Origin of the sequence: Streptomyces aureoversilis, from assembly GCF_042657885.1 — a bacterium.
Classification (GTDB): domain Bacteria; phylum Actinomycetota; class Actinomycetes; order Streptomycetales; family Streptomycetaceae; genus Streptomyces; species Streptomyces aureoversilis.
Genome location: NZ_JBHSKJ010000002.1, coordinates 232,321 through 258,784, shown reverse-complemented (window position 1 = coordinate 258,784; position 26,464 = coordinate 232,321). Strand labels below are relative to the sequence as shown.

General features: G+C 72.1%; 26 protein-coding genes. 9 read left to right on the top strand and 17 right to left on the bottom strand.

Annotation, left to right across the window (positions count from 1 at the left end):
- Positions 1-13: 13 nt before the first annotated feature.
- The 4 genes from era to ACFPP6_RS03975 all read right to left on the bottom strand — a co-directional run bounded on the left by era (position 14) and on the right by ACFPP6_RS03975 (position 3,288).
- The gene (gene era / locus ACFPP6_RS03990) at positions 14-955 is read right to left on the bottom strand and encodes a GTPase Era (RefSeq protein WP_382037263.1); all 942 of its coding nucleotides are present in this window, start codon (positions 953-955) and stop codon (positions 14-16) included.
- A gap of 189 nt (positions 956-1,144) precedes the next feature.
- Complete coding sequence (locus tag ACFPP6_RS03985) at positions 1,145-1,495, bottom strand: cytidine deaminase (protein WP_382037261.1); 351 nt, start codon at positions 1,493-1,495, stop codon at positions 1,145-1,147.
- Positions 1,496-1,539: 44 nt separating this feature from the next.
- Complete coding sequence (locus ACFPP6_RS03980) at positions 1,540-2,331, bottom strand: hypothetical protein (RefSeq protein WP_382037258.1); 792 nt, start codon at positions 2,329-2,331, stop codon at positions 1,540-1,542.
- Positions 2,332-2,421: 90 nt separating this feature from the next.
- Positions 2,422-3,288, bottom strand: a complete 867-nt coding sequence (locus tag ACFPP6_RS03975; RefSeq protein ID WP_382037255.1) for a helix-turn-helix transcriptional regulator — start codon at positions 3,286-3,288, stop codon at positions 2,422-2,424.
- Between the two features lie 81 nt (positions 3,289-3,369).
- Between ACFPP6_RS03975 and ACFPP6_RS03970 the strand changes: the two genes are divergently transcribed.
- The gene (locus ACFPP6_RS03970) at positions 3,370-4,827 is read left to right on the top strand and encodes an MFS transporter (RefSeq protein WP_382037252.1); all 1,458 of its coding nucleotides are present in this window, start codon (positions 3,370-3,372) and stop codon (positions 4,825-4,827) included.
- Positions 4,828-5,014: 187 nt separating this feature from the next.
- Here the strand turns inward: ACFPP6_RS03970 and ACFPP6_RS03965 are convergent, their stop codons facing one another.
- From ACFPP6_RS03965 to ACFPP6_RS03950, 4 genes are all read right to left on the bottom strand, one after another.
- Positions 5,015-6,310, bottom strand: a complete 1,296-nt coding sequence (locus ACFPP6_RS03965; protein ID WP_382037250.1) for a hemolysin family protein — start codon at positions 6,308-6,310, stop codon at positions 5,015-5,017.
- Entirely contained in the window at positions 6,307-6,804 is a 498-nt protein-coding gene (ybeY, locus tag ACFPP6_RS03960) for an rRNA maturation RNase YbeY (RefSeq protein WP_030368892.1), read from the bottom strand. Before ybeY ends, ACFPP6_RS03965 begins: the two co-directional genes overlap by 4 nt.
- Positions 6,805-6,811: 7 nt before the next feature.
- Positions 6,812-7,813 (bottom strand): PhoH family protein, encoded by a 1,002-nt coding sequence (locus tag ACFPP6_RS03955; protein WP_168095636.1) that lies wholly within the window; start codon positions 7,811-7,813, stop codon positions 6,812-6,814.
- A 151-nt stretch (positions 7,814-7,964) separates the two neighbouring features.
- Entirely contained in the window at positions 7,965-9,146 is a 1,182-nt protein-coding gene (locus ACFPP6_RS03950; RefSeq protein ID WP_382037247.1) for a carbohydrate kinase family protein, read from the bottom strand.
- Positions 9,147-9,217: 71 nt separating this feature from the next.
- Between ACFPP6_RS03950 and ACFPP6_RS03945 the strand changes: the two genes are divergently transcribed.
- On the top strand, positions 9,218-10,585 hold the full coding sequence (locus ACFPP6_RS03945; RefSeq protein WP_382037244.1) for a 6-phospho-beta-glucosidase: 1,368 nt from the start codon (positions 9,218-9,220) through the stop codon (positions 10,583-10,585).
- Between the two features lie 87 nt (positions 10,586-10,672).
- The gene (locus ACFPP6_RS03940; protein ID WP_382037241.1) at positions 10,673-11,476 is read left to right on the top strand and encodes an HAD family acid phosphatase; all 804 of its coding nucleotides are present in this window, start codon (positions 10,673-10,675) and stop codon (positions 11,474-11,476) included.
- A 9-nt stretch (positions 11,477-11,485) separates the two neighbouring features.
- Here ACFPP6_RS03940 and ACFPP6_RS03935 read toward each other — a convergent pair whose 3' ends face one another.
- From ACFPP6_RS03935 to ACFPP6_RS03915, 5 genes are all read right to left on the bottom strand, one after another.
- The gene (locus ACFPP6_RS03935) at positions 11,486-12,394 is read right to left on the bottom strand and encodes a ribonuclease Z (protein WP_382037239.1); all 909 of its coding nucleotides are present in this window, start codon (positions 12,392-12,394) and stop codon (positions 11,486-11,488) included.
- A gap of 11 nt (positions 12,395-12,405) precedes the next feature.
- Positions 12,406-12,762, bottom strand: a complete 357-nt coding sequence (locus tag ACFPP6_RS03930) for a histidine triad nucleotide-binding protein (RefSeq protein ID WP_382037236.1) — start codon at positions 12,760-12,762, stop codon at positions 12,406-12,408.
- A 42-nt stretch (positions 12,763-12,804) separates the two neighbouring features.
- Positions 12,805-13,959 (bottom strand): tetratricopeptide repeat protein, encoded by a 1,155-nt coding sequence (locus ACFPP6_RS03925; RefSeq protein ID WP_382037233.1) that lies wholly within the window; start codon positions 13,957-13,959, stop codon positions 12,805-12,807.
- A gap of 88 nt (positions 13,960-14,047) precedes the next feature.
- The gene (locus ACFPP6_RS03920; RefSeq protein WP_382037230.1) at positions 14,048-15,409 is read right to left on the bottom strand and encodes an ATP-binding protein; all 1,362 of its coding nucleotides are present in this window, start codon (positions 15,407-15,409) and stop codon (positions 14,048-14,050) included.
- Positions 15,410-15,464: 55 nt separating this feature from the next.
- Complete coding sequence (locus ACFPP6_RS03915) at positions 15,465-15,977, bottom strand: hypothetical protein (RefSeq protein WP_382037227.1); 513 nt, start codon at positions 15,975-15,977, stop codon at positions 15,465-15,467.
- A gap of 398 nt (positions 15,978-16,375) precedes the next feature.
- Here ACFPP6_RS03915 and ACFPP6_RS03910 point away from each other — a divergent pair, with 398 nt between their 5' ends.
- The 4 genes from ACFPP6_RS03910 to ACFPP6_RS03895 all read left to right on the top strand — a co-directional run bounded on the left by ACFPP6_RS03910 (position 16,376) and on the right by ACFPP6_RS03895 (position 23,008).
- Complete coding sequence (locus ACFPP6_RS03910) at positions 16,376-17,584, top strand: glycosyltransferase (RefSeq protein WP_206329644.1); 1,209 nt, start codon at positions 16,376-16,378, stop codon at positions 17,582-17,584.
- Positions 17,581-19,308, top strand: a complete 1,728-nt coding sequence (locus ACFPP6_RS03905; RefSeq protein WP_382037224.1) for an ArnT family glycosyltransferase — start codon at positions 17,581-17,583, stop codon at positions 19,306-19,308. The genes ACFPP6_RS03910 and ACFPP6_RS03905 overlap by 4 nt, the downstream gene beginning before the upstream one ends.
- Before the next feature lie 71 nt (positions 19,309-19,379).
- Positions 19,380-20,570 (top strand): glycosyltransferase, encoded by a 1,191-nt coding sequence (locus tag ACFPP6_RS03900; protein WP_382037709.1) that lies wholly within the window; start codon positions 19,380-19,382, stop codon positions 20,568-20,570.
- Positions 20,561-23,008 (top strand): galactose oxidase-like domain-containing protein, encoded by a 2,448-nt coding sequence (locus ACFPP6_RS03895; RefSeq protein ID WP_382037221.1) that lies wholly within the window; start codon positions 20,561-20,563, stop codon positions 23,006-23,008. Before ACFPP6_RS03900 ends, ACFPP6_RS03895 begins: the two co-directional genes overlap by 10 nt.
- Positions 23,009-23,092: 84 nt before the next feature.
- On the opposite strand, the gene ACFPP6_RS03890 is transcribed toward ACFPP6_RS03895, so the two are convergent.
- The 4 genes from ACFPP6_RS03890 to ACFPP6_RS03875 form a co-directional block, all read right to left on the bottom strand.
- Entirely contained in the window at positions 23,093-23,470 is a 378-nt protein-coding gene (locus ACFPP6_RS03890) for a hypothetical protein (protein WP_382037219.1), read from the bottom strand.
- Positions 23,470-24,456, bottom strand: coding sequence for a GlxA family transcriptional regulator (locus ACFPP6_RS03885; protein WP_382037217.1), 987 nt, complete (start codon positions 24,454-24,456; stop codon positions 23,470-23,472). The genes ACFPP6_RS03890 and ACFPP6_RS03885 overlap by 1 nt, the downstream gene beginning before the upstream one ends.
- Before the next feature lie 162 nt (positions 24,457-24,618).
- The gene (locus tag ACFPP6_RS03880; RefSeq protein WP_382037707.1) at positions 24,619-24,759 is read right to left on the bottom strand and encodes a DUF6255 family natural product biosynthesis protein; all 141 of its coding nucleotides are present in this window, start codon (positions 24,757-24,759) and stop codon (positions 24,619-24,621) included.
- 23 nt (positions 24,760-24,782) lie between these two features.
- Positions 24,783-25,232, bottom strand: coding sequence for a hypothetical protein (locus ACFPP6_RS03875; RefSeq protein ID WP_382037214.1), 450 nt, complete (start codon positions 25,230-25,232; stop codon positions 24,783-24,785).
- A 161-nt stretch (positions 25,233-25,393) separates the two neighbouring features.
- Between ACFPP6_RS03875 and ACFPP6_RS03870 the strand changes: the two genes are divergently transcribed.
- A complete protein-coding gene (locus ACFPP6_RS03870) occupies positions 25,394-26,245 on the top strand; it encodes a helix-turn-helix domain-containing protein (RefSeq protein WP_382037211.1) in 852 nt (283 codons plus the stop codon).
- An 11-nt stretch (positions 26,246-26,256) separates the two neighbouring features.
- Entirely contained in the window at positions 26,257-26,451 is a 195-nt protein-coding gene (locus tag ACFPP6_RS03865) for a DUF397 domain-containing protein (RefSeq protein ID WP_382037208.1), read from the top strand.
- The last annotated feature ends 13 nt before the right edge of the window (positions 26,452-26,464 follow it).

The following is a 26,464-nucleotide window of genomic DNA, read 5'->3' as shown; positions in this document are numbered from 1 at the left end:
TCGGTCCCAGGGCCTAGAAGCCCAGCTTCCGCAGCTGCTTCGGGTCGCGCTGCCAATCCTTGGCGACCTTCACGTGCAGGTCGAGGTAGACCGGGGTACCGAGGAGCGCCTCGATGTGCTTGCGGGACTTCATGCCCACCTCCTTGAGGCGGGCGCCCTTCGGGCCGATGATGATGCCCTTCTGGCTGGGGCGCTCGATGTAGACGTTGGCGTGGATGTCCAGCAGCGGCTTGTTCGCCGGCCGGTCCTCCCGCGGCAGCATCTCCTCGACGACGACGGCGATGGAGTGCGGCAGCTCGTCGCGCACGCCCTCCAGCGCGGCCTCGCGGATCAGCTCGGCCACCATGACCTGCTCGGGCTCGTCGGTGAGGTCGCCCTCGGGGTAGAGCGGCGGGCTCTCCGGCAGCATCGGCGCGATCAGGTCCGCCAGCAGCGACACCTGCTTGTCGCCCACCGCGGAGACCGGGACGATCTCCGCCCACTGGATGCCCAGCTCCTCGCCCAGCTGCTGGATGGCGATCAGCTGCTCGGCGAGCGCCTTGGAGTCCACCAGGTCCGTCTTGGTGACGATGGCGATCTTCGGGGTCTTCTTGATCCCGGCCAGCTCGCCCGCGATGAAGCGGTCGCCGGGGCCGAGCTTCTGGTCCGCGGGCAGGCAGAAGCCGATGACGTCGACCTCGGCCCAGGTGGTGCGGACCACGTCGTTGAGCCGCTCGCCCAGGAGCGTGCGCGGCTTGTGCAGACCGGGGGTGTCGACGAGCACCAGCTGGGCGTCGGGCCGGTGCACGATGCCACGCACGGTGTGGCGCGTGGTCTGCGGACGGTTGGAGGTGATCGCGACCTTCGTCCCCACCAGTGCGTTGGTCAGGGTCGACTTGCCCGCGTTGGGGCGGCCGACGAAGCACGCGAAGCCCGCGCGGTGGGGGGCCCGGGAGGGGGACGAGGCGTTATCCATACCGGCCATTCTCCCCGATCCCGGCCCACCCGCCGACCAGCGGCCCGTCCCGTCCGGACGGTGCCGGGCGCTGCGACGGGCCGTGGCGGGCCATGGGCGGGCCGTAGGGCCTCAGGCCTGCCGCGGGCGCCGCCCGGCCGGCCCCCATGAACCAGGCGAAGCCGGCCGGGTCTCGTTCCGCGCCACGGCTCAGCCCGCGTCGACCCTGGCGCGCAGGGTGCCGTCGGGGCCCGCGAGGAGCACGGGGGTGGCGGGGCCGCCCAGGTCGCGTACGGCCGCGCGGTCCTCCGCGGGGACGGCGTCCGCCTCGGAGACGACGGCCGCGGCCTCCAGGGACTTCGCGCCGCTCGCGACGGCCATGGCGACCGCGGTCCGCAGCGCGCTGAGCCGCAGCGAGTCGAGCGCGACCGTGCCGGCCACGTACGTGCGGCCGGTCTCGTCGCGCACGGCGGCGCCCTCGGGCACGCCGTTGCGGGCGCGCGCGGAGCGGGCCAGCGTGATGATCTTGCGGTCTTCGGGGTCCAGCGTCGTCTCCGTCATACCGGGGAGCATAAGCAGCGCCGGTCCGTCCGACCGCCCCGGGATCAGGCCTTGCCGCCGGCCTTCCGCTGCGCCTGCCGCACCTTCTCGACGGCCTTGCGCAGGGACGCCTCGAAGGCGGCCGTGTCGGCGGTGGTGAAGCTCGCCTGGGAGACGGTCACGACGGTGCCGCCGACGCGGACGGCCGCGATGTCGTGCTGGATGCTCACGCCCTCCTCGGTCGCGGCGAAGGCCACCCGCACGCCGCGCGCCCCGTCGCCGAGCGCGGGCACCGTCAGCTCGCTGCCGGCCGCCTGGTCCGTGGTGCCGTCGGCACCCTTGGCCGCGAACTTCCCGCAGGCACCGAAGTCGATCTTCTGCTGCATGATCTTGACGGCCTCGGCCTCCTGGTAGGAGGTGACGCCCTGGGTCATCTGGATCCCGGTCTCGCCGGCCTGCTTGAGGTCGGTCATGGCGTGGGCCTGCGCCTTGGGGCCGTTGTCCGCGCCGACGAAGACGTCGAGCAGGGGCTGGCACGCGGCCTTGTCGGCCTTGCCGAACTGCATGCCGGTCGCGCCGACGTCGTAGGCCGGGATGTCCTTGTTGACCTCCCAGCCGGACGGCAGGTCGCCGGGCGTGAGCAGGGCCGCCTTGGCCTGCTCGGCGGTCAGGGGACGGGCCCCCTTGTCCTTGCCCGGGGCGCCCGGGGCGGGGGCGGCGCTGCCGCCGGCCGGCCCGCTGCTCTGCGCGGCGGACGGCGGCGCGCCGCCCTCGTCGCCGCCCCCGCACGCGGAGAGGGCCAGGAGGGACGCGGCGGCGACGGCGGCGAGGGCGCCACGGCGCAGGGCAGCGGACACGAGGAATCCTTAGGTAAAGGGAAGGTCTGCCCGAAGTATGCACAGGGCAAAGCCCATGGGACCACGGCGGCCCCGCACCGGCGTCCCGCCTCAGCCCGCGACCGAGTACATGCCGCCCCGCCGGCCCTCCGGCGAGACGAGCCACTCCAGCTTCGCGGCCGTGCCCGTGTCCTGCACCGGGTTGTGCATGACGATCGTCAGGTCCGGCCGGGCCGGCACGCGCAGGTGCGTGCTCTCCAGGTACAGCTGCCCGGCCACCGGGTGGTCGAACTCCTTGACCAGCTGGCCGCCCGCCTGCACGTCGCCCCGCGCCCACAACTCCACGAACTCCGGGCTCGCCGCGGCCACCTCCGCCACGATCTCCTGGAACCCCTCGTCGTCCGGGCGCTCCGAGCACGCGGCGCGGTACTGGGCGACGACCCGCCGGGCGTTCTGCTCCCAGTTCGCCGCGCGGGCGCGGTAGGCGGGGTCGGTGAAGAAGTCGACCAGGCAGTTCGGCCGCGGCTTCCGGCGGAAGCCGATGACCATGCGGGCCGAGTCGTTGAAGGCGACCAGGTTCCAGTACGGGTCCATGATGTGCGCCGGGTACGGCATCCAGCCGTCGATCAGCCGCTGCAGGCCCTCGCACAGGTAGTCCGGGTCGTACGGGGACTGCGGCTGCGGCGGGTTCAGCCCGGCGAGCACGTACAGGTGCCGGCGCTCGTCCCCGCTCAGCTTGAGCACGTTCGCCACGGAGTCCAGCACCTGCGGCGAGACGGTGATGTCCCGCCCCTGCTCCAGCCACTGGTACCAGGAGGCGCCCACGCCCGCGAGGACCGCGACCTCCTCGCGGCGCAGTCCGGGCGTGCGCCGGCGGCCCCCGCCGTCCGGCAGGCCCACGTCGGCCGGGGACACCCGGGCCCGACGGGTCATCAGGAAGTCACGCAGCTCTTGGCGACGACGCGTCTGTACGGTCATCTCTCCCCCTTGCCTGGTGGTGCGGCCACCACCATAAGCACGCTCTCCCCACGTTTCTTCCGCGCGCCGGAAGGTGGGCGCATGGCGATCGACTCCCCTCCCCGTACGACCCCTTCCGGTGCGGCCGCCGCGGCCGGGCCGGGCATGTCCGCCCGCGACAAGCTGGTCCTTCTCGTGCTGTGCGCCGCGCAGTTCATCGTGGCCCTCGACTTCTCCATCCTGAACGTGGCCCTGCCCGTCCTGGGCGACGACCTCGGCATGGGCCAGGCCGACCTGCAGTGGGCGGTCACCGCCTTCGCCCTGCCCTCCGGCGGCTTCCTGCTGCTCTCCGGCCGGATCGCCGACCTCTACGGGCGGCGCCGCGTCTTCCTGGCCGGGCTCGCGCTGTTCACCGCGGCCTCCGTGCTCGCCACGCTCGCCTGGGCACCGGCCGTCTTCCTCGCGGGGCGCGCCCTGCAGGGGCTCGGCGCGGCCGTCATCGTGCCGACCGGCATGTCGCTGCTGACCACGACCTTCGCCGAGGGCCCGCAGCGCGAACGCGCCCTGGGCATCAGCGGCACCCTGCTCTCCCTCGGCTTCACCATCGGCATGGTGCTCGGCGGCGTCATGACCGACACGCTCGGCTGGCGCTCGACGATGGGCCTGCTGGCCGTGGCGGGCCTCGGCATCCTCGCGCTCGCACCTGGTCTGCTCACCGAGTCCCGGCACCCGCAGCGGCCCCGGATCGACGTACCGGGCGCGGTGACCGTCACCGGCGGTCTGCTGGCCCTCATCTACGGGCTGTCGACCGCGGCCCAGCGGGGCTTCGGCGGCGTGGACGTCCTCGTCGCGCTCGCCCTGGGCGCCGGCCTGCTCGTGGCGTTCGTCGTCGTCGAGTCCCGGGCCGCCGAGCCGCTGGTCTCCCTGCCGATGCTGCGGCGGCGGACGGTCGCCTGGGGAAACCTGGCCGGACTGGTCACCTTCGCGATGATGAGCACCGTCGTCTTCCTGCTCACGCTCTACCTGCAGGAGGTGCTGGAGCTCTCGGCCTTCCGCACGGGCCTGGTCTTCGGTGTGCAGGGCGTCTTCGCCGTCGCCGCCGGCATGACCGCGCCGCGGGTCATCGCCCGCTTCGGCACCCGCACCACGCTCATCGCCGGCCTGGCCGTCCAGGCCGTCTTCTCGGCCGCGCTGCTCGCCCTGGGGCAGGACGCCTCGGGTGCGTGGCTGGCCCTGGTGGCGGCGAGCGTCGCCTGCGTCGGGCACCTGTGGGCGATCGTCGCCTACGGGGTGACGGCGACGTCGGGCCTGCCGGACACCGAGCAGGGTCTGGCCACGGGGCTGGTGACCAGCTCGCAGCAGGTCGGGCTCACGATCGGGATCCCGCTGCTGAGCGCGGTGTCCTCGGCCCGGACGGCTTCGCTCCAGGACAGCGGTTCCGGGTTCGCGTCGGCGACGCTGGGCGGCATCCGCCTGGGCCTGGGCGTGGACGCGGCGGTCGTGGCGGCGGTGGCGGTGCTGGTGGCGGTGGGCCTGCGCGGCCGGAGCACAGCACGCTGACCGCGCAGGGCACCCCTTGCGACCGGCGGCCCGTGCCCGGCACGGCACCGCCGGTCAGCCACGTCGTGGCGCCTCGCCGTTGCGGCGGAGGAAGAGGCCGCCGCAACGGCGAGGCACCTCCACGGCGTGAGTCCGGCGGAATGGCCGGCCCGGCGGAACCCGCGCGTACCCCACGAGGCACAGCGCCCTAGCGAACCGGTTCCACCAGCACCGTGACGATCCGGTTCCGGCGCCCCGCCGCCGCCTCCGCCGTCAGGCGGAGGCCCGTGATGCCGCCGGGCTCCCCGAGCCCGTAGTCGGCGAGGTCGACCTCGGCCACGGCGCCCGCGATCGGCACCCGGCCCAGGGACTTGGCCAGCAGGCCGCCGACCGTCTCCACGTCCTCGTCGTCGAGCTCGTCGAAGCCGTAGAGCTCGCCGAGGTCGCCGAGGTCGAGGCGGGCGGTGACGCGGTAGCGGCCCTCGCCCAGCTCCTCGACGGGCGGCAGCTCGCGGTCGTACTCGTCGGTGATCTCGCCGACGATCTCCTCGAGGATGTCCTCGATGGTGACGATGCCGGCGGTGCCGCCGTACTCGTCGATGGCGACGGCGCAGTGGTTGCGCTGCTGCTGCATCTCCCGCAGCAGGTCCCCCGCGTTCTTCGTGTCGGGCACGAAGACGGCCGGCCGCATCGCGGTGGAGACCAGCTCGGACTCCGCGTCCCGGCTGATGTGCGTCTTGCGGACGAGGTCCTTGAGGTAGACGACGCCCACGATGTCGTCCTCGCTCTCGCCGGTGACCGGGATCCGGGAGAAGCCGGAGCGCAGGGCGAGGGTGAGGGCCTGGCGGATGGTCTTGCCGCGCTCGATGACGACGAGGTCCGTGCGCGGCACCATCACCTCGCGCACGAGGGTGTCGCCGAGCTCGAAGACGGAGTGCACCATGCGGCGCTCCTCGTCCTCGATCAGGGACTCCTTCTCCGCGAGGTCGACCATCGCCCGCAGCTCGGCCTCGGAGGCGAAGGGGCCCTTGCGGAAGCCCTTGCCGGGGGTGAGGGCGTTGCCGATGAGGATCAGCAACTGCGGCACCGGGCCCATGACGCGGGCGAGCGGCAGCAGGACGTAGGCGGCCGCGGTGGCGGTGCCCAGCGGGTGCTGGCGCCCGATCGTGCGCGGGGAGACGCCGACGGCCACGTAGGAGACGAGGACCATGACGGCGATGGCGACGGTCAGCGCCTGCCAGGTCTTCTCGAACTCCTGCAGGCAGGCGTAGGTGACCAGCACGCCGGCCGCCATCTCGCAGGCGACGCGGACGAGCAGGGCCACGTTCAGGTAGCGGGTGGGGTCGGCGGCGACGGCCATCAGCTTGGCGCTGCCGCGCCGCCCGGACCGGACGGCCTCCTCCGCGCGGAACCGGGTGGTCCGCGCGAGGCCGGCCTCGGCGCAGGCGGCGAGCCAGGCCACGACCAGGAGGAGGACCGCGACCGCGATCAGCCGGCCGGTCACGTGATCGTGGGCGCCGGGGAGGGCCCCTCGATCCCGCGCTCGGCCCGCCAGCCGTCGACGATGGCGGCCTGGAGGCCGAACATCTCGGCCTTCTCGTCGGGCTCCTCGTGGTCGTAGCCGAGGAGGTGGAGGACGCCGTGGACGGTGAGCAGCTGGAGCTCCTCGTCCATGGAGTGCCCGGTGGGCGCGTCCTCGCCCTGCTTCTTGGCGACCTCCGGGCACAGCACGATGTCGCCGAGCAGGCCCTGGGGGGGCTCGTCGTCGTCCTTGGCCGGGGGACGGAGCTCGTCCATCGGGAAGGACATCACATCGGTCGGCCCGGGCAGGTCCATCCACTGGATGTGGAGCTGCTCCATGGCTTCGGCGTCGACAACGATGACCGAGAGTTCGGAGAGCGGGTGGATGCGCATCCGGGCCAGGGCGTAGCGGGCGATGTCGAGGACCGCCTGCTCGTCGATGTCCGTGCCGGATTCGTTGTTGACGTCGATAGCCATCGTTTTTTTACCGGGGGGTGCTTTCGTTTCGGCTGTCGTACTGCTCGTACGCGTCGACAATACGGCCGACGAGCTTGTGCCGGACGACGTCGTTGCTGGTGAGCAGGGAGAAGTGGACGTCCTCCACCCCTTCGAGGATCTCCCGCACCTGGCGCAGTCCGCTCTTCGTACCGCCGGGGAGGTCGACCTGGGTGATGTCGCCCGTGATGACGATCTTGGAGTCGAAGCCGAGCCGGGTGAGGAACATCTTCATCTGCTCGGGGCTGGTGTTCTGGGCCTCGTCAAGGATGATGAAGGCGTCGTTGAGGGTGCGGCCGCGCATGTACGCGAGCGGTGCGACCTCGATCGTCCCGGCGGCCATCAGGCGCGGGATGGAGTCGGGGTCGAGCATGTCGTGCAGCGCGTCGTAGAGCGGGCGCAGGTAGGGGTCGATCTTCTCGTAGAGCGTGCCCGGCAGGAAGCCGAGCCGCTCGCCCGCCTCGACGGCCGGCCGGGTCAGGATGATCCGGTTGACCTGCTTGGACTGCAGGGCCTGGACCGCCTTGGCCATGGCCAGGTAGGTCTTGCCGGTGCCGGCGGGGCCGATGCCGAAGACGACCGTGTGCTTGTCGATCGCGTCGACGTAGCGCTTCTGGTTGAGCGTCTTGGGCCGGATGGTGCGGCCGCGGCTGGAGAGGATGTTCTGGGTGAGGACCTCGGCGGGGGTCTCGGCCCCCTGCTCCTCGTCCCTGAGCATGGCGATCGAGCGTTCCACCGCGTCCTCCGTCATCGGCGCACCCGTGCGGAGCACCAGCATCATCTCGTCGAACAGGCGCTGTACGAGGGCGACTTCCCGCGGCTCCCCGGTGGCGCTTACCTCATTGCCCCGTACGTGGATGTCCGTCGACGGGAACGCTTTCTCGATGACCCGCAGGAGGGAGTCCCCCGAGCCCAGGACCGTCACCATGGGGTGCTTGGCCGGGACCGTGAACCTCGCCGTCGCCTGCGGTCGTGTGGGTGTCTGCGTCATGGGCCGGCCCGATGGCCTGCTCATCGCCTCTCTTCTGCACTCCTGTGTCCGGACGGGTCCGGAAATCCTTGGAATACCAGGGTACGACGGCAGGCGCACGAGCCCGAGGGCTTTTCCGGCTGCGCGGGGCCCGCCCGCGCGGGCCCCGCGGCTAGGGCCTGCGGAAACCGAGCGTGGGCACGGCCCGGCGCAGCGGCCAGGGCCGGGCGGCCGCGGGCAGCAGGCCGTCGAGGAAGGCGTAGCGGCGGCGGACGGCCGGGCTCTGGTCGTCGTAGGACCGCACGTGCTTCCACCAGGCGGCGATCTCGACCCACCCGGGGGCCGACAGCGACCCTCCGAATTCCTGTACGGACAGGGCGGCCGTCAGCCCGGCGAAGGCGAGCCGGTCGGCGAGCGGCCAGCCGGCCAGGGTGCCCGTGACGAAGCCCGCGACGAAGACGTCGCCGGCGCCCGTGGGGTCGAGCGCCTCGACGGCGATCGCCGGGACCTCCGCGCTCTCCCCCGTGCGGCTGTCGACCGCGAAGGCGCCCTTCTCCCCCATCGTGACGACGGCGACCGGGACCTTCTCGGCGAGCGCGCGGGCGGCGGCCCGCGGGCAGTCGGTGCGGGTGTAGCGCATGGCCTCCTCCGCGTTGGGCAGGAAGGCCTCGCAGTGCTCCAGGCCCGCCAGGTCGGCCGGGTCCCAGCGGCCGGTCTCGTCCCAGCCGACGTCCGCGAAGACCCTGCTGCCGCGGGCCGCCGCCCGGGCGATCCACTCCTCCTCGCGGCCCGGCACCAGCAGGGCCACGCAGGCCCGCGAGGGCGGCGGGCACTCGGGCGCGGGCACCCCTCCGGCACCGGGCGGCGGCGCCTCGTGCCCGTGCGAGACCATCGTCCGCTCGCCCTCGTAGGCCATCGAGACGGTCACCGGCGAGTGCCACCCGGCCACCGTGCGCGACAGGCCGAGATCGATCCCCTCCCCTTGCGCGAGCGCCTCCCAGCAGTACTCGCCGTACATGTCGTCCCCGAAGGCCGCGGCGAGGGAGGTGCGCAGGCCCAGCCGGGCCAGGGCGGTGGCCATGTTGGCGATGCCGCCCGGGCTCGACCCCATGCCCCGGGCCCAGGACTCCGTGCCGCGCACGGGGGCCGAGTCCAGGCCCGTGAAGATGATGTCGAGGAAGACCGTTCCGGTCAGGTACACGTCGGTGGGCGGGTCGTCCGCCGAGCGGACCTCCGCCAGCGGGTCGAGGACGGGAGCCGCCCCCTGGAACTCGAATCCCTCGGTGCGCTCGCCCGGGCAGTGCCCGTTCCGGATGTCCTGCCGGGGCGTCGAGTGGGGCGAAGAGGTCGTCATACGCGCTCGCTGCTCCTCTCACGGGGTGCGGATCCGGACAGTGTGCCCGATGCTGAGGTACCTTCCGGAATATGAGGCTGACGATTCTCGGCGGTGGCGGGTTCCGGGTGCCTCTGGTGCACCGGGCCCTCCTGGACGACGCGCGGCGCGACACCCCGGGCCGCTGTACGGAACTCGTGCTCTACGACACCGATTCCCTGCGCATGAGAGTGATCGCTTCGGTGCTGGCGGCGCAGGCCGACGGGGTGCCCGGCGCCCCCTCCGTGCGCATCGCGCACGGCCTGGACGACGCGCTGCGCGGCACCGACTTCGTGTTCTCCGCCATCCGGGTGGGCGGCACGGCCGGCCGGGTGCTGGACGAACGGATCCCCCTGAGCGAAGGGGTGTTGGGACAGGAGACCGTCGGCGCGGGCGGGGTCCTGTACGGGCTGCGCACGGTGCTGGTGGCCCTGGAGATCGCGGAACGGGTGGCGGCGGTCGCCCCCGACGCCTGGGTCATCAACTTCACCAACCCCGCGGGCATGGTGACGGAGGCAATGTCGGCCGTTCTCGGGCGGCGGGTCATCGGCATCTGCGATTCACCCGTGGGGCTGGTGCGGCGGGCGGCGCGGGCCGCCGGAGCCGACCCGGATCGGGTGACCTTCGACTACGTGGGGCTCAACCACCTCGGCTGGCTCAGATCGCTGTGCGTCGGCGGCGAGGACCTGCTGCCGCGCCTGCTCGCGGACGACGAGGCCCTCGCCTCCTTCGAGGAGGGCAAGCTCTTCGGCGCGGACTGGCTGCGCGCCCTGGGCGCGCTGCCGAACGAATACCTGCACTATTACTACTTCCGCCGCGAGACCCTGCGCTCGGTGCTGGAATCCCCCGAGACCCGGGGCCAGTTCCTCGACCAGCAGCAGAGCGGCTTCTTCACCGAGGCGGCGGCCGCGCCGGAGCACTCGTACGAGCTGTGGGAGCGCACCCGGCTGCAGCGCGAGTCGACCTACATGGCCGAGAGCCGCGCGGCCAGCGGTGGCTGGCAGCGGGACTCCTGCGACCTGGACGGCGGCGGCTACGACAAGGTGGCGCTCGAACTGATGCGGGCCATCGCCCGGGACGAGCCCACGCGCCTGATCCTCAACGTCCCCAACGGCACGACCGTCCCCGGGCTGGCCCCCGAGGCCATCATCGAGACGGTGTGCGAAGTGGACGCCCAGGGCGCCCGCCCCCTGCCGTGCAGGCCCCTGCGCGAGGACCAGCTGGGGCTGATGCTGCAGCTCAAGGCGGTCGAGCGGGCCACGATCGCGGCCGCGGTGCACGAGGACCGCGACGCGGCGCTGCGCGCCCTGGCCCTGCACCCGCTGGTCGACTCGCCGGCGGTCGCGGCCCGCATCCTGGAGCGGGCCGGGCGCGGGCCCGTCCGGCGCCCGGGAGGGGAGACGACGCCCCTACCCGCGTAGACAAGGCTTGACCTGCACTTGCTTGACCTGCCCCTGGCAAGGCCCTAGCTTCGCGCTGCACCGCCCTTGCTACTCAGGAGTCAACACGTGCAGCTCAGCCTTGCGTCCAAGCGCGCCCGCATCGCCGCGGCCGGCGCCGCACTCGCCGTCGGCGCCGGCCTCTACACGGCCGGCGCTGCCGGCGCGGAGAACTCCGTGCCGCGCACGGACAAGGAGATCCCGAACCTCACCAAGGTGACGGACAAGATCAAGGCCTACTACGGGGACACGGTCGACAAGAACGGCCAGCACCACGCCTCGCCCGACAGCAACTACGCCAAGCAGGTCGCCGACATCGAGAAGAAGGCGAAGGCGCAGCTGGAGAAGGTCGTCAAGAACCAGGCGGGCAAGGACAGGAAGGGCGCCGCCAAGCCCGCCATCGTCCTCGACCTCGACGACACGACCCTGCTCACCTACAACTACGAGCTCCAGGTCGGCTTCCACTTCACGCCCGAGTCCCAGGACGCGTACCTGAAGTCCACCGACATGGCCCCGGTCTTCGGCATGCCGCAGCTGGTCAACTGGGCGCAGTCCAAGGGCATCACGGTCTTCTACGTCACCGGCCGCGGCGAGCACCAGCGCGACTGGAGCGTGCGCAACCTCAAGAACGCCGGCTACAAGCCCGCCGCCGACCCCGCGCACTTCTACCTGAAGAACAAGAAGACGCCGCCGGCGTACCTGCCGTGCGGCGCCACGTGCACCACCGTCGAGTACAAGGCGGGCACGCGCAAGCACATCGAGTCCCAGGGCTACCGCATCGTCGCCAACTTCGGCGACCAGCACAGCGACCTGCAGGGCGGGTACGCGCAGCACACCTACAAGCTGCCGAACCCGATGTACTTCCTCCCGTAGGCCCGTTCCCTAGCGCCTTTTCGGCACGGGAACGCGCATCAGGTCCCGGGCGACCGTGAGCTCACCCTCGAAGCCCGCCGCCCGGGCCTGCTGTTCGAAGACCGCCGGGTCGTCGTACCGCTGCGAGAAGTGCGTCAGCACAAGGTGCCGCACTCCCGCCTCCGCGGCGACCCGGCCGGCCTGCCCGGCCGTCAGGTGGCCGTGGTCCGCGGCGAGGGCCGCGTCCTCGTCGGTGAACGTCGACTCGATGACGAGCATGTCGCAGCCCTCGGCGAGCTCGTGGACCCCGTCGCACAGCCGGGTGTCCATCACGAACGCGAACCGCTGCCCGCGCCGCACCTCGCTCACCTCGTCCAGGGTGACCCCGCCGACCGCGCCCTCGCGCTGCAGCCGCCCGACGTCCGGCCCGCCGATGCCGTGGGCGGCGAGCCGCTCGGGCAGCATGCGCCGCCCGTCGGGCTCGACCAGGCGGTAGCCGTAGGACTCGACCGGGTGCGAGAGCTTGCGGGCCTCCAGGCGGTACGAGGGCTCCTCCGCCAGCACCCCGCCCTCGCCGGAGACGGGCTCCTCGGCCAGCTGCACCGTCTCGCGGTAGGCGGTGGCGTACCGCAGGCGCTCGAAGAAGCGCTTGCCGCTGCGCGGGTAGTGCGCGGTGACGGGGTGCGGCACCTGGTCCAGGTTGATGCGCTGGATCACCCCGGCGAGGCCGAGGGAGTGGTCGCCGTGGAAGTGGGTGACGCACAGCCGGTTCAGGTCGTGCGCCGCCACCCCGGCGCGCAGCATCTGCCGCTGGGTCCCCTCGCCCGGGTCGAAGAGCAGGCCGGCGCCGTCCCAGAGCAGGACGTAGCCGTTGTGGTTGCGGTGGCGCGTGGGAACCTGGCTGGCGGTGCCCAGGACGACGAGTTCACGTACGGACAAGGGGGTTCTTCCTACCCGGGGGGCCAGTTGAAGCCGCGGCCGCCGAGGACGTGGGCGTGCGCGTGGAAGACGGTCTGGCCGGCGCCGGCGCCGGTGTTGAAGACGATGCGGAAGCCCTTGTCCCCGTTCTCCTGGAGAGCCACCTCGCCCGCGGTCTTCAGCACGTCGGCGGCGATCACCGGCTCGGCCGCGGCGAGGGAGGCCGCGTCCGGGTAGTGCACCTTGGGGATGACCAGGACGTGCACGGGCGCCTGGGGGTTGATGTCCCGGAAGGCGAGGGTGGTCTCCGTCTCCTTGACGACCGTCGCCGGCACCTCCCCCTTGACGATCTTGCAGAACAGGCAGTCGGCCTGCGGTTCTCCCGCCACCGGTGGGCTCCTCACGCGTCGTCGGCTCGTACCGTCCGGATGTTACCGGGCGGCCTCCGATTCCCTCTCGCGGGCGCTCTTCAGCCGCTTCTCCTTCGCCTTCTCGGCCTCCTCGCGCTCGTTGCGCCGCCGGGCGTTCCCCCACCACATGGCCAGCACCACGGGCACGGCGCCGATCCACACGAGCGCCTGCTCGTAGCCGCGGTCCGTCCACGGCACGGTCACCAGCAGCACCGCGCAGAGCGTTCCCCACAGCGAGTGCGCCACGGCCAGCTTCGCGGCGAAGGCGCGCCGGATCACCGACAGCAGGGTGAGCTGGGCGCCCTTCGGCAGCTTGAAGTACGTGCGCCAGACGCACAGCCCCCAGCCCACGCACATCAGGAAGAAGAACCACATCCGCGGGCCGAGCGGCGCGGGCAGGGAGGTCGGGTCGTCGCCGGTCGGGAAGGCCCGGGAGACGACGGCCGCGTACACGAGGCAGATCAGCGCGACCCAGCGGGTGCGGCGCACCAGGCGCAGGGCGACGTCCTCCAGCTTGGCGGTGATGTACGCGCTCGTGGGGTCGGACCCCAGCGCGGCGGCGTACTCCTTGGCCAGCTCCGGCAGCCTGAGCTCGCGGGCCTCGTCCCTGAGCCCCGCGAGGATCGCGCGCGCATCGGCGTCCTCGGGGGCGAAGCTCAGGACGTCGCGCATCACCTGCTGCGCACCGGCCTGGTCGCCCATGTCCATCAGGACCGAGTACCGGGCGAAGTGCGAGTTCACGGACTCCGGGCTGACGCGCACGGACTCGTTCGCGGCCGCCAGGGCCCCGTCGAGATCACCGGCGGCGCGCAGGGCCGCCGACAGCGACTGGTAGGGCGTCTGGTGGTGCGGCGAGATCCGTACCGCCTCGCGGGCCGCGGTGACGGCCTCGTCCGCACGGCCGAGGCGCCACAACGCCTCGCTGCGGTAGATGTGGCCGTCGGTGTGGGACGGGTTGAGCTTGAGCGTGGACTCCGCCATGACCAGGCACGCCGGCCACGCCTGCTTCCGGTAGAAGCAGCAGGCGAGCAGGGCGTAGACGTCGGCGTCCTTGTGGGAGACCTCCTTCGTGTGCGCGGTGAGGAGGTCACAGGCCTCGTCGATCCGGCCGACGCTCAGCAGCGCCTCGGCCCGGGCCACGTTCGGATGCCCGCCACCGTAGGGGGTATTGCTCACAGTGTTGTTCCGTTCGCTTCTCCGCCCGCGCGGCGCAGCGGTGCGGGTCTCGTCGTCGGCTTCAGCCCGGCGGCCGCGCGTGCGTCGCTCACAGCATCCTCTTCTTCTTCAAGTACGCCAGCAGTTCGTCGTACTGCCCGCCCTCGTTGGCGAACTGGGCGACGCTGCGGGCCGAGTCGAACCACGGGCCCGTCGAGGGCCGGAGCTGGGTGAGGGCCGCGAGCAGGTCGTCGGTCTCGATCATGCGGGCCTGGCCGGTGCGGACCGAGTCCATCAGGGCGCGCTCGGCCGCGCTCTCGCACAGGTGGCGCAGGTCCGCGCCGGAGAAGCCGTCCGTGCGCTTGACCAGCTTGCGCAGGTCGATGCGGGCCACCGGGCGGTCCTTGAGGTGGTGGCGCAGGATCGACTCGCGGGCCGGCTCGTCGGGCGGCAGCACCAGCACCGTGCGGTCGAGGCGGCCGGGGCGGCGCAGGGCGGGGTCGACGTCCCAGGGGTGGTTGGTGGCGGCGAGCACGAACAGGCCCTCGTTGGCCCGGGCGTCCACGCCGTCCAGCTCGGTCAGCAGCTGGTTGACCGTGGTGCGCAGGCCGGAGTGGCGGAGCTGGCTGCGCTTGGCGCCGAGGGCGTCCAGCTCGTCGAGGAAGACGACGCAAGGGGCGTTGCGGCGGGCCGTCTCGAAGAGTTCGCGCAGATTGCGCTCGGAGTTGCCGATCCACATGTCGAGGACGTCGGTGATGCTGACCGTCATGAAGCGGGCGCCCAGCTCGCCGGCGACGGCGCGGGCGATGTACGTCTTGCCGCAGCCGGGCGGCCCGTACATCAGCAGTCCGCCGCGCAGGCTCTTGCCGTAGAGCTTGCGGAGTTCGGGGTTGCGCATGGGGGCGAGGAAGGCGGCCTGGAGGCGCTCCTTGACCTGGTCCATGCCGCCGACGTCGGCGAGGGAGAGGTCCGCGCTCTCGACGTCCCAGGCGCTGACGCCGGCCGGGTCGTCCTCGCCGTCGGCGGACAGCGTCTTCGGCTGCGGCTGCCGGCCCTCCGGCGGCTCCGGCTCCGAGGACTCCACGAAGCGCGGCGGGATGACGTCGGACAGCTCGTCCTCGGCCTGCTTCCAGTCGTAGCGGGGCGGTTCGGCGGGCGCGCCGTCCGGGGCCTCGGCGGGCGCGGGTACGGGCGCGGGGGCGGCCTGGGCAGGGGCCTGCGCAGGAGCCGGGGCCGGTGCAGGAGCCGCGGCCGGGGCCGTCACCGGCGGGGCGACGGCGCGGGCGATCAGCGCCTGCGCCTCCGCGTTGCCCGGTTCCCGCTGCAGGGCCGCGGCGACCTGGGAGATCGCGTCCTGGACGTGCCCCGCGTCGAGGAGCAGCTGGGCGAGGTGCAGGCGCAGGGGCACGTCGTCGGGTGCGGCGTCGACGGCCGTACGCAGGCTCTTGAGGAGCGGGGACTCTTCGGACATGGACCAAGGGTAAGCGGGCGTCCGCGGCGGTTCTCCGGGCGGCTCGGCGATGTCCCTACTTGGACTGGTGATGTCCTTCCTGCCAGTTTTTGTCGTCCTTCTTCCCGTGCTTGCCGCCGTCGTTGCCGGTGCTCCTGTCCCCGCCCCCACCTCCCCCGCCGCCGCAGTCGCCGCCGCCGTTCGTCACGCCGCTGCCCGAGCAGTCGCCGAGGACGCTCGCCGTGAAGACCGACTTCCCGTCGACCTTCGCCGTCAGCCTCCCCTGCACGCACGAGTCGTCGTACAGGCCCGTCACCCGCCCGTAGACGATGATCTTCTGCCCGCCGCTGGTGCGGCCGTCGCAGTCGACGCCGACGGCGTTGACCGGGCGCGCCCCGCCCTTCTCCGTCACGCCGGGGTCCTCGGCCTTGCCCGTGCAGGTCAGCCACTGGACGGGATAGCCGTCGTGCTCCAGGCGGCCGGTGGCCCGCTTGTCGGCGGTCACGGCCACGATCACCGAGTCCAGCCCGCCCGGGCCCTCCTGACGGCAGCCGGTGAGCCCCGCCACGGCCGCGGCCGTGAGCGCCACCGCACCCCCTGCACACAGCACCGATCGTCCCCGTAGGCGCCTCAATGCCCGCATACGCGGCAGTTTCCCACTCTCCGGGGCCCGGCGGAAGGCCCGAACGGTCCGGCAATGCCCCAACTCCCCTGCATCGACCGTAAGTTCGGAAACACAGGATTTATCAATTACGCACCTGAGTTTCACCCGCCCCCCTTACTCTCTCCTGCGAAGGGGGACACACGCGCACTGGGGAGTCGCGTGAGGGGGCATTCAACGCTGCTGTGGCGGCCGGGGGGTCTTGGCCGCCGCGCGGCTCGTGGCTGACTCAGCGCTGCCGGGCGCGCCCACGGCATTCATGTCTAGGGGGGACATCTTTGCTCACGTCCGTATTGGTCTGCGCCGTGTCACTGGCGCTGTTCTGGATGGCCGCCTTCACGCTGTGGTGGCAGATGCACGCCTGGCGCACGCCCGAGACGCTCGCGGCGACCCGCTTCGAGCCGGCCGGTGACACCGGCGCCCTGTCGTTCTCCCTGCTGGTGCCCGCCCGGCACGAGCAGGCCGTCCTCGAACACACCGTCAGGCGCCTGCTGGAGTCCACGCACGCGCGCTACGAGATCCTCGTGATCGTCGGGCACGACGACCCGGAGACCGCGGAGGTCGCCGAGCGGATGGCCGCCGCGGCGCCCAACCGCGTCCGGGTGATCACCGACACCCATGCCGTGAAGAACAAGCCCAAGGCGCTCAACACCGCGCTCCCCCACTGCCTGGGCGACGTGGTGGGCGTCTTCGACGCCGAGGACCAGGTGCACCCGGCGCTGCTCGCGCACGTCGACCACGCCTTCCGCAGCACCGGCGCCGACGTCGTGCAGGGCGGCGTCCAGCTCATCAACTTCCACTCCAGCTGGTACAGCCTGCGCAACTGCCTGGAGTACTTCTTCTGGTTCCGCAGCCGGCTGCACCTGCACGCGGAGAAGGGCTTCATCCCGCTCGGCGGCAACACCGTCTTCGTCCGCACCGAGGTGCTGCGCGAGGCGGACGGCTGGGACGCCGACTGCCTCGCCGAGGACTGCGACCTGGGCGTGCGGCTCTCCAGCAAGGGCAAGCGCGTCGTCGTCGCCTACGACCCCGAGATGGTCACCCGCGAGGAGACGCCGGGCTCGCTGATGAGCCTGCTCAAGCAGCGCACCCGCTGGAACCAGGGCTTCCTGCAGGTCTACCGCAAGCGCGACTGGCACCGGCTGCCCGGCTTCGGTCAGCGGATGCTCGCCCGCTACACCCTGATGACACCGTTCCTGCAGGCCTTCACCGGCGTGGTCGTGCCGCTCAACATCGCCGTGACGCTCCTGCTCCACGTCCCCGTGTACGTCGCGGTGCTCACCTTCCTGCCGGCCGTCACCGCCTTCGTCACCTTCGTCTTCGAGATCGTCGGCCTGCACGACTTCGGCGTGCAGTACGGCCTGCGCGTGCGCTTCGCGCACTACCTCAAGCTCGTCCTCGGCGGGCCCTTCTACCAGCTGCTCCTCGCCGGCGCCGCGATCCGCGCGGTCTGGCGCGAGCAGCGGGGCCGCAACGAGTGGGAGCTCACCGCCCACGCCGGCGCGCACCTCACCCGAGAGGACGTCACGACGTGACCGCCACCTTCCCCGCCGCCCCGGCCCGCCCGGAGGCGGCCCCTCACCACGCCACGGCCCGGATCACCGCCCGCCCCGTGCTGCGCCTGCGCCGCTCCCGCCCCGACCTGCTGCTGTGCGGCCTGCTGGTGGCGGCCGTCCTGCTCGTCCAGGGCTGGAACATCACCGGTTACCCGGGCCTGAGCGACGACGAGGGCACGTACCTGGCCCAGGCGTGGGCCGTCCAGCAGGGCAAGGGCCTAGCCCACTACACCTACTGGTACGACCACCCGCCGCTGGGCTGGATCCAGATAGCCGCGCTGACGTGGCTGCCGTCGCTCCTCTCTCCCGAGTCGCTGACGGTCGCCCCGATGCGCTGCGCGATGCTCGTGGTGACCGCGGCGAGCTGCGTCCTCCTCCACGCGCTCGCGCGCCGGCTCGGCCTGCAGCTGTGGGCCGCGGGCCTGGCCACGGCCCTGTTCGGGCTGTCCCCGCTCGCCGTCGTCCTGCAGCGGGAGATCTTCCTCGACAACCTCGCCGTGATGTGGATGCTGCTGGCCTTCTGCCTCGCGGCCTCACCCCGCCGGCACCTGTGGCACCACTTCGGCGCGGGCGTGGCCGCCGCGGTCGCCGTGCTGTCGAAGGAGACCATGCTGGTCGTCCTGCCCGCGCTGCTGGTGACCATGTGGCGGCACAGCCACCGCGACACCCGCAAGTTCGCGGTGACGGGCGCGATCACCGTGTGCGCGCTGCTCGGCCTGGCGTACCCGCTGTTCGCGCTGCTCAACCACGAGCTGTTCCCCGGGCCCGGGCACGTCTCGCTCGTCGACGGCATCACGTACCAGATGAGCCGGGCCGGTTCGGGCTTCCTCCTCGACCCCTCGTCCGCCGCGCACGACGTGCTGGGCTCCTGGCTCTACTACGACCGGGTGCTGCCCATCGGCGGCCTCGCCGCGGCCGTGGTGCTCCTGGCCTCCTTCCGCCGCTCCGTGACCGGCCGGGCGCTCGCCGGGCCCGCGCTGGCCGTGCTGATCCTGGCGGTCGTGGCCATGCGCCCCTCGGGCTACCTGCCCGCCATGTACATCATCCAGGCCCTGCCGTTCCTGTCCCTGGCCCTCGCCGGAGCGGCCGCGTCCGTGGGCTGCGCGCTGCTGCGCACCCGGCCCGGCTTCCGCCGGCGCTGGTACGCGGCGCGCTGGACCGCGCTCGTCCTGCTCGCGGTGACGGCCGCCGCGTACGTGGTGCCGCGCTGGTACGACGGCGACCGCGCCGCCCTCACCACCGACGTCAACGGCCCCTACCGCGCGGCGAAGGCCTGGCTCGCCGACCGGGGCAACGTCCCCGACCCCGCCCGTACGCGCATCCTCGCCGACGACGCGATCTGGCTCGACCTGGTCCACGCCGGCTACGCCCCCGGCACGGGCGCCATCTGGTTCTACAAGGCCGACCTGGACCCGGCCGTGAGCAGGACGCTGCCGCGGGGGTGGCAGGACCTGGACTACGTGGTCGCCTCGCCGACGGTGCGGCGCGACGCCTCCCATCTGCCGGTGGTCAAGGGGGCGTTGGAGCACTCGGAGGTGGTGGCGGCCTTCGGGCGCGGAGAGGACCGGATCGAGATCCGGCGGGTCGGGGTCGCGGCCGCCCGGGCGGGCACGTCGCAGGCCGGCACGTCGCAGGCCAGTCCGCAGCCGTCCGGTCCGCAGCCGTCCGGTCCGCGGGTCGCACTGCTGGAGGCCGCCCCGTGACGCTCTTCGAGACCGGCCCGCGCCGGGGGGCCGAGGCCTCTGCCGGGGTTCCCGCCGAGGTTTCCCCCGAGGTGACCACCGGCGCCCCGCGCGCCGTCACCGAGGCGGTCACCGTCCTCGTCCCCACCTTCAACGAGGCCGGGAACGTCGGGGAGTTGCTGCGCCGCCTCGGCGCGGCCCTGCCCGCCCGCCTCTCCTCCTGCGAGGTCGTCTTCGTCGACGACTCCACCGACGACACCGCCGAGGCGATCCGGGAGGCCGCGCGCACCTGCCCGTACCCCGTCACGGTCATCCGGCGCCGGGAACCCGTGGGCGGGCTGGGCGGAGCCGTCGTCGAGGGCATCCGGGCGGCGGGCACGCGGGAGCCCGGCTGGATCGTCGTCATGGACGCCGATCTGCAGCACCCGCCCGAGCTCGTGCCGGACCTGGTCGAGGCGGGGGCGCGCGTGGGCGCCGACCTCGTCGTCGCCAGCCGCTACCGCCCCGGTGGCAGCCGGGCCGGGCTCGCCGGCGGCCGCCGCGTCGCCGTCTCGCGCGCCGCGACCTGGCTGGCCAAGGGGGCCTTCCCCCGGCTGCTGCGCGGCATCAGCGACCCCATGAGCGGCTTCTTCGCCGTCCGGCGCGAGACGGTCGCGACGACGGAGGAGCTGCGCCCCCTGGGCTACAAGATCCTCATGGAGCTGGCGGTGCGCTGCCGCCCGGCCTCCGTCACCGAGCTGCCGTTCGCCTTCCAGGACCGCTTCTCCGGCGAGTCCAAGTCCTCGGCCCGCGAAGGATTCCGCTTCCTGGGACACCTCACGACGCTGCGCACCTCCGCCCCCTGGGCCCGCATGCTGGTGTTCGGCCTCATCGGCCTCACCGGCTTCCTGCCCAACCTGCTGGGCCTGCACCTGCTGACGGGCGCCGGGCTGCACTACGTACCGGCGGAGATCGCCGCCAACCAGCTCGGCGTGCTGTGGAACTTCCTCCTGATCGAGGTGCTGCTCTTCCGCGACCGGCGCCGCCACCGCCACTGGGCGGACCGGGTGGGCCGCTTCGCGCTCCTCGCCAACGCCGATCTGCTGCTGCGGATCCCGCTCATCGCGCTGTTCGTCGGCGTGCTGCACCTCGAAGTGCTGCACGCGACGGTCATCGCCCTGCTGACGACCTTCGTGCTGCGCTTCGCGGCGACGGAGGCCCTGGTCTATCTGCCGCGCAAGGCCCCCAGGGGCCCGGAGAGCCGCGAGCGGCATTGTGGAGAAGGGACGGACGGATGCCACTGACCACGGGACGGAACCCGCTGAGGGGACGCCGCAGACGCGGCAGACGCGCACGCTTGGCGACGGCGGTGCTCGTGACCTGCACGGCCTCCGCCGGCCTGCTGCTGTCGGCCCCGGGCCCGGCCAGCGCCGGCTCGAACCTGCTGGTGAACCCCGGCTTCGAGTCCGTCCGCGCGAACGGCGAGCCGACGTGCTGGCAGAAGTCCGGCTGGGGCGACAACGACTTCACGTACGCGCTCACGGGCGCCGCCGAGGCCCACAGCGGCGGGCGGGCGATGTCGGTGACGCTCACCCGGCGGCTGAGCGGGGACCGCAAGGCCCTGATGCTGGAGGACACTTCCTGCGCGCCGAACGTGAGCCCGTCCCACCAGTACGACCTGTCCCTCTGGTACAAGTCGACGACCCCTGACGCGTCCGTCACCGTCTTCCGGCACGACGTGAAGGACGGCTGGCAGTACTGGACCGACCTCAAGACGCTGCCGGTGAGCGCGGGATACACGCGCGCGCAGGTCCGCACGCCCGTCGTCCCGCCCGGAACGGACCAGATCACCTGGGGCGTCTCGGTGTACGGCACGGGCACCGTCACCACCGACGACTACGTGATGGAGGACGCCACCCAGCCGGCGCCCGGGGACGTCTGCACCGCGGGCGCCGCCTGCACCAAGGGCAGCTGGGCCGTGATGCCGTTCAAGAACCCCGTCCGCAGCATGCACTCGGTCGTGCTCCGCAACGGCAAGGTGCTGCTCGTCGCGGGCTCCGGCAACGACCCGGAGATGTTCAAGGCGGGCACGTTCACGTCGGCGGTCTACGACCCGAGGACCGGGGCGATGAAGACCATCCCGACCCCGGTGGACATGTTCTGCGCGGGCCACGTGCAGCTCTCCGACGGCCGCGTCCTGATCATGAGCGGCAACAAGGCCTACCCGGCGGCGGACGGCAGCCACGGCTACGAGGGCTTCAAGGACTCGTACCTCTTCGACCCGTCCAGCGAGTCGTACGTGAAGACGAACGACATGAACGACGGCCACTGGTACCCGTCCGCGACGATCCTCGGCAACGGCGACGTCATCTCCTTCGGCGGGCTGCGCGAGGACTCCACGGGCAGCGTCACCACCGAGAAGTTCAGCCAGGCGCAGCAGAAGTGGCTGCCGATGAACGAGGTCAACCAGACCTGGTCGTACTGGGGCCTGTACCCGTCGATGATCCTCATGCAGGACGGGCGGCTGTTCTACTCCGGCAGCCACGTCTTCGGCAACGGCACGCCGGGCACGGGGGCGTCGGTCTACGACTACGGCACCAACAAGATCACGGACGTGCCGGGGCTGCAGGACAAGGACCACCGCGACCAGTCCGCGAGCGTCCTGCTGCCGCCCGCGCAGGACCAGCGCGTCCTGACGATGGGCGGCGGCAACGTCAACACGAACCCCGAGGCGAACCGCCACACGGACATCATCGACCTGAAGAAGCCGAACCCGGCGTACACGCCCGGCCCGCTGCTGCCGCAGGGCGAGGTCGACCAGGGCCAGGGCCGCAAGCCGCAGACGGGCGGCCAGGGCAAGATGTACGTCTCGGCGGTCCTCCTCCCGGACGGAAAGGTCCTGGAGACGGGCGGCGGCCTGCACGACCGGGCCGACCCCGTCTACGAGGCGTCGATGTTCAACCCGGCCGCGAACACCTTCCAGCCGGGCCTGGCGACGGACCCCATCCCGCGGACGTACCACTCGTCGGCGTTCCTGCTGCCCGACGGCCGGGTGATGGCCGTCGGCGACAACCCCGGCAACGGCACCTTCGACGACCACGTGTCGATCTACACCCCGCCGTACCTCTACAAGGGCGCGCGCCCGCAGATCACGTCGGTCGCGACGGACCGGTGGAGCTACGCGAGCACGCAGCGGATCACGGTGGACCGCCCGGTGGTCAAGGCCCAGCTGATCCGCCCGGCGGCCGTCACCCACTCCTCCGACCCCAATCAGCGCTTCGTCGACCTGCCGATGAGCGTCGGCTCGGACGGGAAGACGATCGACCTGAACGTCACCAGCAACCCGAACCTGGCGCCGCCCGGCTGGTACATGCTCTTCGCGGTCGACGCGGCCGGCGTCCCGTCCGTGGCGTCCTGGGTGCACCTGGGCGGACCGCAGGCGACCGCGGCGGATGCGAGCCCGATGGTGCACGGCTTCGCGGGCGGCATGCCGCACTCCGCGGAGAAGAAGCAGGAACCGAAGCGGACGTCGGCGAAGGTGGACCCGCAGATCGCGGGCTGCGACCGCCACTACGGCGCGGAGAACGTGTGCGTGCCGGCGGTGTTCCCGGCGAAGGTCGCGCCGACGACGAAGGCACGGTGCGAGTGGCTCGGGCAGCACGGCTACAGGAACCTGAGGGTGAACGGGAAGGACGACCCGCTGAGGCTGGATCCGGACGGGAACGGGAAGGCGTGCGGGTGAGCGCGTAGGACGCGCGGAGCGCGTCCAGGAGGACGGAGCCCTGCCGCCGGGCGAGGAAGGAACCGACCCGGCGGCAGGGCTCGTTCACTCAGCGGGCTCGGCCGCACGCCTCTCCCCTGCGGTCGCTGCCGGCGCGACGGCCAGCAAACCGAACACCGGTGGCGTTTCCCGGTACTCCCAGGTGGACGGATGGCGCAGCAGCGCCCCCAGCGCGTCGCCGGTCACGCGCTGCCCGCCCTCGTGCGCGGGCCAGGCATCCCCCCGGTGGACCTCCAGGCGGCCGGCCCTCTCCCACCGGCCGATGATCTCGGCGAAGACAGGGGCAAGAGGCGCCCACTCCGCTTCATCCTCGCTGTCGGCCCAGTCGGCCAGGACGGACCACAGGGGCGACATCTCGCGTGCGTTCACGAGAACGCACTCCTCTTCCTCGGAGAGCCGGTCCATGTCCATGTCCGTGATCATCACACCGACCCTACGGGCCTCCCGGCCTCGCGGCGGAGCCGGCCCGGGGTGGTGCCGAGGCGTTCGCGGAGGAGGGTGGTGAGGGTGGTGGCGTTCTCGTAGCCGACGCGGCGGGCCACGGCGTCGGTGGGCAGGCCGGTCGTACGGAGCAGGTGAGCGGCCTGTTCGAGCCGGATGCGCTGGGCGAAGCGCAGCGGCGACATGCCGAGGACGCGGTCGACGGCACGCTGCAGGGTGCGCTCGCTCACGCCCAGGCCGCGGGCGACGTCCGCGATGCGCAGCGGCTGTTCGAGGTGCTCGCGCACCCAGCGCTCGTAGCCTGCGACCAGCGGGTCGGTACGGGCCAGGTGGCTGGGCACGGCGTAGCCCGCCTGGGCGGGGCGGGTGTCGATGAGCAGGTAGCGGGCGGTGAGCTCCGCGAGGGCCGGGCTGCGGTCCCGCACGAGCGACAGCGCGAGGTCCAGGTGCGCCGTGGCGGCGCCGGCCGTGGTCACGCCCGGGGCGTGGGCGAGCATGCGCGTCTCGTCCAGCAGGACCTTGGGGTAGCGCTGCCGGAAGCCGGGCGCGAGCCACCACGTGGTGGTGGCGGGCTGCCCGTCGAGCACCCCGCTCTCCGCGAGCAGGAACGTGCCCGTGCAGGCGGCCGCGAGGGCCGTACGGGTGGCGCGGGCCTGCCGCACGAGCTCCCGCTCGGGCTCCCTGTCCGGCGAGGCGACCCACTCGGCCAGCGGCCCCGCCTGCCTGGGCCCGGCCCCGGGCACGACGAGCACGTCGGGCACGGCGGCCGCGTCCGGGGCCACGGCATCGACCCGGTGCCCGGCGGCGGTCCGCACGGTCGTCCCGTACGGGCTGACGCATGCCACGTCCCACGGGGGCGGCGGCTGCGGCACCTCGTGGCGCAGTTCGCCGGCCGTGTGCAGCACGTCGAGCACGGACGCGAGCCCGGAGTCGAACACGCCGTCCACGACCAGAACGGAGATCTTCACGCCGGAAACGCTAAGGGACGCGCCGCGTCCGCCAGGGGGGCGGCGTGGCCGGTGGGCGGCAAATTCGCCGGGTTGCGGGTTCCCCCCGTCGTGGGAGCCGACTGCCCCTGAGTGGGGGCGGGTGAGGCGAGAGGGGGCCGCACAAGCCGCCCCGACCGCCCGCTACCTGCCGCTGCCCGGCTCCCACTGCGGCAACTCCGGGATCAGCAGCGCCCCATAGCCCGTGAAGCGCCGGGTTCCGCAGCGGTCGCACCTCGCCGCGTCCCCCTCCTGCGTCCACCCCGTCGCGTGCGCACACCTCACCACGAGCCTGCCCACCACGGTGGTCACCCGATCGCCCCTTCGGCCGGCCGGTGCGCGTTGCGGAAGTGCCTGCGCACGGCGATCGCCGCGTCCACCGCCTTGTCCCCGCCGCACGCTTCCGCCTCGCGGCGGGCCGCCTCCAGCTCGGCGCATTCCTTGCAGCCGACCAGGGATACGGACGACGCTGCGCGGGCGTGCTGCTCGGCCACCTCCGTGATGTGCCCGCCCACGCTCACCTGCAGTCGGCCACCGCCTTCACCCCCACGCAGCCTCAGCCGCAGCGTTGCCCCTGCGGGTGCCGGGGCGGTGGCGATGAGCTCGGCCGTCAACGTCTCGGCGGAGGCCGCCAGTTCCGTCATACCCCGCTCCCCGAGGACGGCCCGCAGCACGGCCCGAGCGACCGCCTGTGCGGATGCATCGCGTGGCAGTTCGAGGGTGTACGTCCACGGCTGCGATACGGATACGGTTGCCACGAGGCCTCCCGACGAAGAGGTGGGTTCGGGCCATTCGGGGTGGCCCACGTCACACCGTAGCGCGAGACGTATAAGTTATTCGCCGAGTTGGGCGCATAACTTACTTGAGCACCCGCACGGGCGACGAGTGCTCAGCGTGTTCGAATAAGGAGAGAGTGCGGATGCCCGTGAGAGACAGATCAACTGCCCGCCAACTTCGCCTCGGCAGCGAACTGCGCAAGCTCCGCGAGGCAGCTGGGGTGTCCTCGACCGATGCGGGTCGGCTCCTCGGCACCAGCCAGGCGCAGATCAGCAACATCGAAGCGGCCCGTGTGGGTGTGAGCTCTGAACGCGTACGGGCCTTGGCCAAGAACTATCACTGCACGGATCATGCATTGGTCGAGGCGCTGGCAGCTATGGCTGCAGAGCGGCACAAGGGCTGGTGGGAGGAGTACCGCGGCGTACTCCCAACCAGCCTGCTCGACCTTGCAGAGGCCGAATACCACGCAGCCTCATTGCGCGTTACGCAGTGCCTCACTGTTCCAGGACTGCTCCAGACCGCGGAGCATGCCCGCGCAGTCTTCCGCGAGTTCGTCCCGGAGCTCAAGCCGCACGAGCTCGAATATCGCGTCTTGCACCGCATTAGACGACAGGAGATCCTCTTCCGCGGCGAGCCGCCTGCCTACACGGCCATCATTCACGAGGCCGCGTTGAGGATGCAGTTCGGTGGAGCCGCGACGGCAAGGGCACAGCTCGCCCATCTCAGCGCCATGAGCGAACGCGACCACATCACCATTGTGGTGATCCCCTTCGAGGGGACCTCTTTTCCCATCTCTGGTAACGGAGTTGACTACCTATACGGCCCAGTTCCCCCGCTCGACACCGTTCTGCTTGACAACGGTCATGGTGGCGACAGCATCGACTCAGCAGTGCAGCTGGAGCGGTACCGCCTGATGCTGGACCGCATGGAGGGAACCGCACTCGGGGCTGAACAGTCCCGCGATCTCATGCACCGCATCTCACAGGCCATCTGAAAGGTCCGAAGTTGTCCGCGCTGCCATGGCAGAAGTCTTCCTACAGCGAAGCCGCATCCGCGTGCCTCTACCTAGCCGCAACCCCCAGCGGCGCCGTCTTGCTCCGCGAGAGCGACATCCCCGATGCAGTCCTCGCCACCACCCACACCAGACTCCGCCCCCTGATAGCCCGCATAAAAGCGGGAACGCTCTGCCGAGCTCACTAGCGAAGGGCGAGGC

Excerpts from the sequence above, each read along its gene's own strand:
- era (WP_382037263.1), bottom strand. The coding sequence starts at position 955 with ATGGATAACGCCTCGTCCCCCTCCCGGGCCCCCCACCGCGCGGGCTTC.
- ACFPP6_RS03985 (WP_382037261.1), bottom strand. The coding sequence starts at position 1,495 with ATGACGGAGACGACGCTGGACCCCGAAGACCGCAAGATCATCACGCTG.
- ACFPP6_RS03975 (WP_382037255.1), bottom strand. The coding sequence starts at position 3,288 with ATGACCGTACAGACGCGTCGTCGCCAAGAGCTGCGTGACTTCCTGATG.
- ACFPP6_RS03970 (WP_382037252.1), top strand. The coding sequence starts at position 3,370 with ATGGCGATCGACTCCCCTCCCCGTACGACCCCTTCCGGTGCGGCCGCC.
- ybeY (WP_030368892.1), bottom strand. The coding sequence starts at position 6,804 with ATGGCTATCGACGTCAACAACGAATCCGGCACGGACATCGACGAGCAG.
- ACFPP6_RS03955 (WP_168095636.1), bottom strand. The coding sequence starts at position 7,813 with ATGACGCAGACACCCACACGACCGCAGGCGACGGCGAGGTTCACGGTC.
- ACFPP6_RS03950 (WP_382037247.1), bottom strand. The coding sequence starts at position 9,146 with ATGACGACCTCTTCGCCCCACTCGACGCCCCGGCAGGACATCCGGAAC.
- ACFPP6_RS03945 (WP_382037244.1), top strand. The coding sequence starts at position 9,218 with ATGAGGCTGACGATTCTCGGCGGTGGCGGGTTCCGGGTGCCTCTGGTG.
- ACFPP6_RS03920 (WP_382037230.1), bottom strand. The coding sequence starts at position 15,409 with ATGTCCGAAGAGTCCCCGCTCCTCAAGAGCCTGCGTACGGCCGTCGAC.
- ACFPP6_RS03910 (WP_206329644.1), top strand. The coding sequence starts at position 16,376 with ATGGCCGCCTTCACGCTGTGGTGGCAGATGCACGCCTGGCGCACGCCC.
- ACFPP6_RS03895 (WP_382037221.1), top strand. The coding sequence starts at position 20,561 with ATGCCACTGACCACGGGACGGAACCCGCTGAGGGGACGCCGCAGACGC.
- ACFPP6_RS03890 (WP_382037219.1), bottom strand. The coding sequence starts at position 23,470 with ATGATCACGGACATGGACATGGACCGGCTCTCCGAGGAAGAGGAGTGC.
- ACFPP6_RS03870 (WP_382037211.1), top strand. The coding sequence starts at position 25,394 with ATGCCCGTGAGAGACAGATCAACTGCCCGCCAACTTCGCCTCGGCAGC.